Here is an 11,159-nt window from a genome sequence, read left to right as displayed (position 1 = left end):
TATTTTTTCGAGGAAGATTAAAGTGGAAGCTATTGCAAACGTTAAAGAACAATCGGTGATCAGAAATGATGTTTCTGAAAGTCATATTTCTGAAAATGAAGTACTTTACAAATTTAACGAGTGTGCTTTATTGACTAGACAAAAACAGCAAGAGTCTAATGCTCGCAGTTATTCGCGTCGCTTGCCGTTAGTATTAAAAAAAGCGTCAGGCGTGTACGTAGAAGATGTTGAAGGTCGACAATTTATTGATTGTTTAGCAGGGGCTGGTGCCTTAGTGTTGGGTCATAATCATCCGGTGATAACGAATGTTATTCAACAACTGTTAACCGACGAAGCGCCGCTATTAACACTAGACATTAACACGCCAACCCGAGATCAATTTGTTCAAGACTTATTCTCGATATTCCCTCGTGAATTTTCAGAGCAAGCCAAAATACAATTTTGCGGTCCTACTGGCACTGATGCGGTCGAAGCCGCATTAAAATTGGTGCGTACGGCAACTGGTCGCAACACGATACTTTCTTTTCAGGGCGCGTATCATGGCATGAGCCAAGGGGCACTTAGCCTGATGGGCAGCCATTCACCGAAAGAGCCATTAGATGCCTTGCTAAATAGCGGTGTACACTTTTTACCATACCCTTATGATTATCGTTGTCCGTTTGGTTTAAGCGGAGAGCAAGGTGTACAAGCTAATTTAAATTATTTAGAAAATCTATTAACTGATCCTGAAAGTGGCGTGTTGTTACCTGCCGCAGTGATTGTTGAAGTTATTCAGGGTGAGGGTGGGGTTATACCCGCTGATATAAAATGGTTGCAAGGTTTACGTGAAATTACCAAGAAAGCCAAAGTGCCTTTAATTGTTGATGAAATTCAAAGTGGTTTCGCCCGTAGTGGCAAAATGTTTGCGTTTGAAGAAGCCGGCATAATACCTGATGTGGTGGTGTTGTCTAAAGCACTTGGTGGCGGTTTACCGTTGGCAGTAATGTTGTACCAAGACTGGTTAGATACATGGCAGCCAGGGGCTCATGCAGGAACATTCCGCGGCAATCAAATGGCGATGGCCGCCGGTTCAGCGGTAATTAATTACATTAAAGAGAATGACTTAGCAAATCATGCCGCCAACATGGGCCAGCGATTACTTGAGCACTTTTATACATTGCAACGTGTGTATCCGCAACTAGGTGATGTGCGTGGTCGTGGACTAATGATAGGAATTGAGCTGGTTGATCCTAATGGCCAGCCGGACAAACTTGGCCACTCACCAGCTTGTGGCGAATTCGCCAGCTTAGTGCAACGAGAATCTCTCAAACGTGGCTTAATTGTTGAGCTAGGTGGTCGTTATGGCAGCGTGGCTCGTTTTCTGCCACCGTTAATTATTACTGCTGAACAAGTAGACGACGTGGCGGAAATTTTTGCTCGGGCAGTTGCTGCGGCGGTAGCCATAACAAATTGATAAGTTAGCTTAACTTTTTTGCTGCTTCAAACGTTATTGTAAGTAGCAAATAACTTTGATTTTTGATAACAAAATTATATTAGCGTATTGACGCTAATTTAGGAGATAAAAATGACATCAGTATTTGATCGTGAAGACATTGATTTTGAGGTGGTTTTAAACCATGAAGAGCAATATTCTATTTGGCCAGCTTATAAAGAAATTCCTAAAGGTTGGACCAAGGCGGGCAAACGCGGCTTAAAAAAAGACTGTTTGGAATTCGTTGAAGAAGTATGGACCGATATGCGCCCGCTAAGTTTACGTAAACATATGGCAGCACAAGAGAAAAAAGCAGAGCAAGAAGTTGAAGACGCTCAGCTTGTAGCAGGTTAATGATGCTAGGTTTAAAATTATATTGTTTACCCCATTCTGGCGCTAGCGCCATGGTGTATAGTCGCTGGCGTCGAAAATTACCGGCATGGTTAGCGATTCATCCGGTTGAGTTACCAGGACGCGGGCTGCGCATGGCTGAGCCCTTGCAGCAAGATATGTCGGCTTTAGTTGCGCAATTAGCAACAGAAATTAGCCATGATATAAGTTTAAACCCAAGCCAACCTTATGCATTTTTAGGCCATAGTTTAGGCGCATTATTGGCATTTGAATTGGCACATGCGTTAGTCAAAAAGGGCTGTTCAGCGCCTGTTGTATTGTTTGCATCAGGAACAGCGGCCCCTACTCGACGTGAAGAGTATGAAGAAAAGTTAAGCGAACCGAAAAGTGATGAGCAATTAATTGATGATCTTCGTACGCTAGAGGGTACATCAGAAGATGCTTTGGCCAATAAAGAATTAATGGCATTGATTTTACCGGTTATGCGCGCTGATTATCTTCTTTGTGGCGGCTATCGTTATCATCATAGTGATAGGCTTGTTTGCCCATTGCATGTTTTGGCTGGCAGTACCGATAAAGCAACGGATGAGCAGCTAAATGCTTGGCAGCAAGAAACCAGTGCTGAATTTAGCCTAACCAAATTTGATGGCGGGCACTTTTTTATCCAGCAGCATGAAGACAAAGTACTGGCTCACATTAAGCTTGTTTTAACCACGTTACCTAATGTACGTGCTTACAAATATGCGTGATAGTTTATGCCACGCACTTAATTTCTAATACTAATCTCGTTTCAAATGCTCAGCCTAATCGACTGAGCTTTCATTAAAGTATTTTTAGTCACTTCCCGTATATTTACAGCTCATTTATCCAGTAAAAAATTCTTAAATTACAATTAGTACAAAAAAGATCCGACCAACAATTGTGTATTTAAAATAGATTTTAATTTTCTTAAATTATCCGTGTTTACATTCGTTTTATAGAGGTTAATTCTTCAGTTTTTTATTATTTAACCGGATGCAATAGTCGATATGAATCTTAGCGATACCCAAAAGTTAGCGAGTCGTTTTATAAGTTTACCGCAAGATAAAAGAAAGGTCTTTTTGACGGCGCTGCAAAAGCAGGGCTTAGATTTTAGCCTTTTCCCTATCATCGCTAATGCAGATGTCGAAGAACGGTTTTCATTATCATATGCGCAGCAGCGAATGTGGTTTCTGTGGCAACTTGAGCCACAAGGTGCAACGTATAATTTACCAAGTGCTGTTCGTCTTAATGGTCATTTAGACTTATCCATACTGAACCAAGCCTTTAATAGCTTAATTGAACGTCATGAATCATTAAGAACACGTTTTTGTTTATCGGCAGACGAACAGCCCACTCAACAGATTGCTCAAGAACAATCACTGGTAATTATTCAACAAGATCTCATTGATTTTCCAGTAGCAGCGCGTGAACAAATGGCTAAAGACGAAGCCGTTAACGAATCTTTACTGCCTTTTGATTTAAGCCAAGGGCCATTGTTAAGGGTTAAATTATTAAAATTAGCAGACCAACAGCATGTATTGCTGTTAACGATGCATCATATTATTGCTGATGGCTGGTCAATGAATGTCATGATTGAAGAGTTTATTCATTTTTATGACGCATATAGTCGTGGTGATAAACCCCAGTTAACGCCTTTGCCTATTCAATATCGTGATTATGCATTATGGCAACGCAGCTGGCTTGAAGCTGGGGAATTAGACCGACAGTTAAGTTACTGGCAACAAAAGCTAGGTAACGAACATCCGATCCTTGAACTGCCCACTGATTATCCGCGACCATTAACACCGAGTTACGCTGGATCACGGCGTGAGTTTGGTATCGATGCGACCTTGTTCGCAAATTTAAAAACATTTGCCCAACAAAACAATACAACTTTATTTGTTGTGTTGTTAACCGCGTTTAAAATTCTTCTTTATCGTTATAGCAACCAAGCAGATATTCGCGTGGGCACCCCTATTGCTAATCGGAATCGTAGCGAAATTGAAGGCTTGATCGGTTGTTTCATTAATACCCAAGTATTACGTACCGTTATCGATGGTCAAAAAACGGTGAGCGAGCTACTACAAGATGTTCGAGAAACGGCGCTAGATGCTCAAGCACATCAAGATTTACCTTACGAAAAGTTAGTTGACGCACTTAAATTAGAGCGCAGCCTTAACCATAACGCCTTATTTCAGGTGATGATAAATCATCAAGCTGAAATAACCGATATTGAAGAAATCGTGACAGATTCAGGCTTACGGTTACAGCCACTTGAGTGGGATAAAAAAGTAACACAGTTTGATTTGAAATTGGATACTTGGGAAAAGGGCGGTCAACTCTATGCTGCTTTTACTTATGCGACTGACTTATTTGAGCCATCAACGATTGAGCGATTAGCCAAACATTGGCAACAGCTTTTACAGGGGATTGTAGCCAAGCCTAATGAGCGCATTGCCGAGTTGCCTTTGCTTGACCAGGCAGAGAAAAAACACATTACTGAAGACTGGAATGATACAGCGGTTAGTTACGATACTGAGATTTGTATTCATCAGTTGTTCGAGCAACAAGCGAAAATCAATCCAGATAACACCGCGCTTGTTTTTGACGATACGCAACTGAGTTATCAAACACTAAATCAAAAGGCTAATCAGCTAGCACATAAACTACGCGCGCAAGGTGTTGGCCCTGATGTGTTAGTGGGTATCGCGGTTGAACGTTCGTTAGAAATGGTTGTTGGTCTTTTAGCGATTCTTAAAGCGGGCGGTGCTTATGTGCCGCTAGACCCTGATTATCCGCAAGAGCGTTTGGCGTATATGGTTGAAGCCAGTGGGATTAAGCTACTGTTATCGCAAAGTCATATCGAACAACAACTAGCCATAGCGAATAGTATTGAAGTAGTCCTGCTTGATAACATTCTAACTGAAGGTGCCTTAAGCGATTACAGCACAGGCAACGTATTAAATCACAATAATTCAAGTAATTTAGCCTACGTGATTTATACCTCTGGCTCGACGGGGAAACCAAAGGGGGTGGCAGTTCCTCATCAAAGCGTTATTAACTTCTTATCGAGCATGGCAAAGCAGCCTGGCATTAATGCTAATGACAGGGTGCTGGCTTTAACCTCACTGTCGTTTGATATTGCAGTACTGGAGCTTTACCTCCCTTTATATACTGGTGCGAGCATTGTTTTATTGGGTTCTAAAACCAGTAAAGACCCACACGAAATAAGCGAAATTGTCGAGCGTGCAGGTGTTACGGTTGTTCAAGCGACGCCATCGACATGGAAAATGTTAATGGAGGCAGACGCTTGTGACTTACTTAAGCGTTGTAAATTATTATCAGGCGGTGAAGCACTTTCTGATTCATTAGCCAATGATATGCTTAAACACACTGACTGTATTTGGAATGTTTATGGGCCGACCGAAACAACGGTTTGGTCAGCAAGTTACCGCCTTGATAAAGCCAATAAAAAACCTTATTTAGGAGCGCCGATAGACAATACTGTTATTCATATACTGAACGATGAGTTTGCACCACAACCAACAGGTGTAATAGGTGAACTTTTTATTGGTGGTGAGGGAGTAACTCGCGGCTATTACGGTCGTCCAGAATTAACGGCCGAGCGATTTATCGCCGACCCATTCAATAAATCAGGCGGCCGCTTATATCGCACTGGTGACTTAGCACGCTACCAAGCGGATGGCACCATCGAGTATGTTGGCCGGATTGACCACCAAGTTAAAATCCGTGGTTTCCGTATTGAACTGGGTGAGATTGAATCACAGTTGCAAGGCAATGACGCTATCCGCGATGCGGTGGTCTTAGCCCAAGAAGGCAATGGCGGTCAGCAGTTAGTCGCTTATGTTATTCCTAACGATAGCGGTCTGATTCAAACCGATAATGAAGCACAAAACAGCTTTAGAGCTGATATTAAAAACCAACTCCAACAAGCCTTGCCTGAGTACATGGTACCGGCGCATATGTTGTTGCTTGAACAATTCCCGTTAACCCCTAATGGCAAGTTAGACCGCAAAGCATTGCCCAAAGCTGATGCCAGTCAACTACAACAAACGTATGTTGCGCCAAATACCGAGCTAGAAAAGCAATTAGCGCAAATCTGGCAAGACGTGCTGGGTGTTGAGCAAGTAGGTTTAAGTGATAACTTCTTTGCCTTGGGTGGACATTCACTATTACTGACTCAGGTTGTTTCTCGGGTTAGGCAAGCATTGTCAGCGGAAATTCCAATGCGAGTGATGTTTGAAGCGAGCGATTTGCGTGACTTTGCTGTACGCGTCGCGCAAAGCGAAGGGGTTGTGTCTGAAGTTATCTTGCCTGTATCACGTGAGCAAGAGTTACCTCTTTCTTACGCGCAACAGCGCCAGTGGGTCTTGTGGCAGATAGAGCCACAAAGCACGGCTTATCACATGAGTTCAGCGCTTCGATTAACGGGTGAACTGGATATTGAAGCACTACGTGACAGTTTTGATTATCTGTTTGCGCGTCATGAAGTGTTGCGTACTCACTTTGCCCAAGGTGATGAAGGTCAGTTACACCAAGTCATTAAAGATACAGTATCGATTACGTTGAACGCAGAAGCGTTATCGTTTACTCAAGAGACTATTGACGGTGATAGTAAAGAGCAATTACAAGACGCTGCGTTACAACAAGTATTGCAACAGTTAGGTGATGAAGTATTCGACTTGGCCGAGGGGCCACTACTGCGGGTTAAGCTCATTAGTTTATCAGCGCAAGCGCATGTACTTGCACTTGTGCAGCACCATGTGGTGTCTGATGCTTGGTCAATGCAGTTAATGGTGAGTGAATTAGTGCAAGCGTATAGTGCGTTTAGCCAACATCAAACACCAGAGCTACCAAGTTTACCGATTCAATATGCCGATTATGCCGTATGGCAACGTGAGCGTTTAGAAGGCGAGGAAGGAGAACGTCAGTTAACGTATTGGCGTGAAAAATTAGGGACAGAGCATCCGGTACTGGAATTACCGACAGACCATGCACGTCCAATGCAAGCAAGTTATGCCGGAGCAAGTCAAAGCGTAGCGCTAGACAGCGAACTCATCAATAACCTGACACAGCTAGCAAACCAAGAAAGCACAACCTTGTTTACCTTGTTGCTTGCGTCATTCCAAACGCTTTTACATCGTTACAGTGGTCAAGAAGAAATACGGGTAGGCACACCGATAGCAAACCGTAATCGACTAGAAACTGAAAACTTAATTGGTTTCTTTGTTAATACCCAAGTGTTACGTGCTGACTTTTCAGATGACTTAACTTTTAATGAATTCTTACAACAAGTTAAACAAACGACGTTAGACGCGCAAGACAACCAAGACTTACCTTTTGAGCAATTGGTTGAAGCGTTACAAGTTGAACGTAGTTTAAGTCATACGCCGTTATTCCAAGCCATGTTTAACTACCTGAGTGAGAAAGGCTCAAATAAAGAGTCCCAACTGGCCAGTGTAGAAGGCCTAGAAGTAGAAGGCGTAAGCTGGGACAGCCATACGGCGAAATTTGATTTAACGCTGGATATTAGTGAGTACGAAGGCGGTATTTCAGCATCATTCAACTATGCGACGGACTTATTTGAGCCATCCACGATTGAGCGATTAGCCAAACATTGGCTGCAGCTTTTACAGGGGATAGTAGCTAAGCCGAATGAGCGCATTGCTGAATTACCTTTGCTTGACCAGGCTGAGAAAAAACACATTATTGAAGACTGGAATGATACAGCGGTTAGTTACGATACTGAGATTTGTATTCATCAGTTGTTCGAGCAACAAGCGAAAATCAATCCAGATAACACCGCGCTTGTTTTTGACGATACGCAACTGAGTTATCAAACACTAAATCAAAAGGCTAATCAGCTAGCACATAAACTACGCGCGCAAGGTGTTGGCCCTGATGTGTTAGTGGGTATCGCGGTTGAACGTTCGTTAGAAATGATTGTTGGCCTTTTGGCTATTCTTAAAGCGGGCGGTGCTTATGTGCCGCTAGACCCTGATTACCCGCAAGAGCGTTTGGCGTATATGGTTGAAGCGAGTGGAATTAAGCTACTGTTATCGCAAAGCCATATCGAACAACAACTAGCCATAGCGAATAGTATTGAAGTTGTCCTGCTTGATAACATTCTAACTGAAGACGCCTTAAGCGATTACAGCATAGACAACGTATTAAATCACAATAATTCAAGTAATTTAGCCTACGTGATTTATACCTCGGGCTCGACGGGGAAACCAAAGGGGGTGGGAAATACGCATCAAGCATTACATAATCGTTTAAATTGGATGCAACAAGCGTATCAACTAACCGATGAAGACCGCATATTACAAAAAACACCCTTTAGCTTTGATGTATCCGTTTGGGAGTTCTTCTGGCCATTATTGACAGGTGCTCGTTTGGTTGTTGCTTTACCGAATGACCAAAAAGACCCTGAGCGACTCGTTGCGTTAATTAAACAAGAAAATATAACGACGCTACATTTTGTGCCATCAATGCTGCAAGTGTTTATACAGCATGAATCAGTTGTTGGTTGTACAAGTTTACAACGTGTTATTTGCAGTGGAGAAGCGTTATCTGCAGAGCTACAAACACAAGCGTTAACAACGTTACCGCACGCTAATTTATACAATCTTTATGGCCCAACTGAGGCTGCAATCGATGTTACTCATTGGACATGTGTTGAAGAAGGCCTTGATAGTGTGCCTATTGGGCATCCTATTGCCAATATGCAAACGTATATCCTAGCTGATGATTTACTGCCTGTTCCTGTTGGTGTTGCTGGGGAGTTATATCTTGGCGGAGTTGGTTTAGCTCGCGGTTATTACGGTCGTCCAGAATTAACAGCCGAGCGCTTTATCGCCGACCCATTCAATAAATCAGGCGGGCGCTTATACCGCACTGGCGATTTGGCACGCTACCGAATTGACGGCACCATCGAATATGTTGGCCGAATTGACCATCAAGTTAAAATCCGTGGTTTCCGTATTGAGCTGGGTGAGATTGAATCACAGTTGCAAGGTAATGACGCTATCCGCGATGCGGTGGTCTTAGCCCAAGAAGGCAATGCGGGTCAGCAGTTAGTCGCCTATGTTATCCCCAATGATAGCGGACTAATTGAAGCGGGTAATGAAGTACAAAACAGCTTTAGAGCCGATATTAAAAATCAACTACAACAAGCCTTGCCTGAATACATGGTACCAGCGCATATGTTGTTGCTTGAGCAATTCCCGTTAACGCCCAATGGCAAGTTAGACCGCAAAGCATTGCCCAAAGCTGATGCCAGCCAACTGCAACAAACCTATGTTGCGCCAACTACTGAGCTAGAAAAGCAATTAGCGCAAATTTGGCAAGACGTGCTGGGTGTTGAACAAGTTGGTTTAAGCGATAACTTCTTTGCCTTGGGTGGACATTCGTTGTTAATGATCCAACTAGTCAGTCAGATCAAGCACAATTTCAATGTTGAATTAGCAGTAAAAGACTTCTATGCCACTAACGTGACAATAGAAAATATTACGTTATTGATCGAAACACAACAAGAACAAAACGAAGGCGGCTTGGATTTGATTTTCGAAGCATTAGACGAACTTGCAGCAATCGAAGAGGATTAATCGTCATGTCAATAATATCGAATGAAAACGAACTCGCTAAATCAAAGAATACTAAATCTATGGTCAATAAAAATAAACCCAATCAACAAATGTTAGTTGAACGTTTAAAGCCGCTTAATGCAGCTAAACGTCAAGCCTTATTTGAACTATTATCTGCTAAAGGCATAGACCCTGCTAGTTTACCTGTTGTCCCAATGCCTAAAGAAACGGTTCCGATAACGTCTTATGCACAGCAGCGACAATGGATATTATGGCAATTAGATCCTGACACCACTGCTTATAATATGCCGGTGGTGTTACGACTTACGGGCAATCTAAGTGTTGACGCTTTACAGCGCAGTTTTAATCAGCTCATTATCCGCCATGAAACATTACGCACTACTTTTGTAATGCAAGATGGTGTACTCCAGCAATGTATTCATGAGGCGATGGAATTATCTATAAAAGAATTAAAGGTGGAAAGTTCTACCGATGATGAAGCCGTTACTTGCATTATTAATAGAGAAATCCAGCAGCAGTTTGATTTAGAACATGGGCCATTATTGCGGGTAAGTTTATTAAGATTAGACAATAAAACTAATAGCAAAGATCAGAAACCTAATGCTGAGTGGATCTTAATCATTACGCAACACCATATAGTTTCTGATGGTTGGTCAATGCAAATTATGGTTAATGAACTAATTCATAACTATACCGCTTCTATTAAAAATGAAGAGGATCAATTTGATGCTCCGAATTCGAAAAACTTACCAGACTTAGTCATACAATATAAAGATTATGCGGCTTGGCAACGGCAATGGATGGATTCCGGCGAACGTCAACGACAGAAAGATTATTGGCTAGGTGAGTTGAGTGACGCATTACCAGTCTTAGAGCTACCTACAGATCATACTCGCTCAGCTATTCCTAGCCAAAATGGACAATCAATCAATCTTGAGTTGGCTGCCGATTTAGTCGTAACACTAAATCAATTAGCTAAAAGGGAAGGTTGTACTTTGTTTATGTTGTTGTTGGCATCATTTCAATTATTGCTACAACGCTATAGTGGACAAAAGGATATTTGTGTTGGTGTCCCTTCAGCTAATCGTGATCGTACAGAAGTAGAAAACTTGATTGGTTTTTTTGTTAACACGTTAGTTTTACGTACCGAACTTAATGCAGATAAAGATGGCAGATATTTACTAAAGCAAGTTAAAAATAAAGTTTTTGCTGCACAAGCACATCAAGACTTACCTTTTGAAGAATTAGTTGAAGTTTTGCAACCAGAACGTAATTTAAGCTGTAGTCCTATATTTCAAGTAATGTTTAATCATCAGGCGAAAACAGAGGCTAATGACAACATCCTGTCAGAAATATCCGGATTAGCCATCGAGCAAATGGAGTCTTCAACAGCAACGGCAAAATTTGATCTTGCACTTGACACAACTGAACATGAACAAGGAATTAGTGCTTGTTTTACTTTTAGCACTGATCTATTTAAAACTAATACTATTGAATCAATGACGAAACATTGGTTAACGCTTCTTAGCGAGTTATGTAATAACCCAACTACAGCTTTGGGTGAGTTAAGCATGCTAAGTAAAGAAGAAAGCCAGCAGCTTATTTTTCACAGAAACCCTGCTTATCCAGATGTAGCAGCTAAATTAAGTATTCAGCAGCGTTTTGAAGCACAAGTGCTAGCTCAGCCA

Annotated in this window: 5 protein-coding genes; all 5 read left to right on the top strand. The window is 42.0% G+C overall.

Annotated elements, in window-relative coordinates:
* The first annotated feature begins 55 nt into the window (after positions 1-55).
* A complete protein-coding gene (locus tag HRU23_02135; protein ID NRA52921.1) occupies positions 56-1,453 on the top strand; it encodes an aspartate aminotransferase family protein in 1,398 nt (465 codons plus the stop codon).
* A gap of 111 nt (positions 1,454-1,564) precedes the next feature.
* Positions 1,565-1,825 carry an MbtH family protein gene (locus HRU23_02130; protein ID NRA52920.1) on the top strand — a complete coding sequence of 87 codons (261 nt, stop codon included), beginning with the start codon at positions 1,565-1,567 and terminating at the stop codon, positions 1,823-1,825.
* 2 nt (positions 1,826-1,827) lie between these two features.
* Positions 1,828-2,571 (top strand): thioesterase, encoded by a 744-nt coding sequence (locus tag HRU23_02125; GenBank protein NRA52919.1) that lies wholly within the window; start codon positions 1,828-1,830, stop codon positions 2,569-2,571.
* Positions 2,572-2,850: 279 nt separating this feature from the next.
* Positions 2,851-9,471, top strand: coding sequence for an amino acid adenylation domain-containing protein (locus HRU23_02120; GenBank protein ID NRA52918.1), 6,621 nt, complete (start codon positions 2,851-2,853; stop codon positions 9,469-9,471).
* Between the two features lie 89 nt (positions 9,472-9,560).
* A partial coding sequence (locus HRU23_02115) for a non-ribosomal peptide synthetase (GenBank protein ID NRA52917.1) occupies positions 9,561-11,159 on the top strand: 1,599 nt, incomplete at its 3' end.

It is taken from the genome of Gammaproteobacteria bacterium, from assembly GCA_013214945.1.
In the GTDB taxonomy this organism is placed as follows: Bacteria; Pseudomonadota; Gammaproteobacteria; order Enterobacterales; family Psychrobiaceae; genus Psychrobium.
Note: the sequence above shows the minus strand (reverse complement) of the source record. Positions and strands in the feature narration are given on the sequence as shown.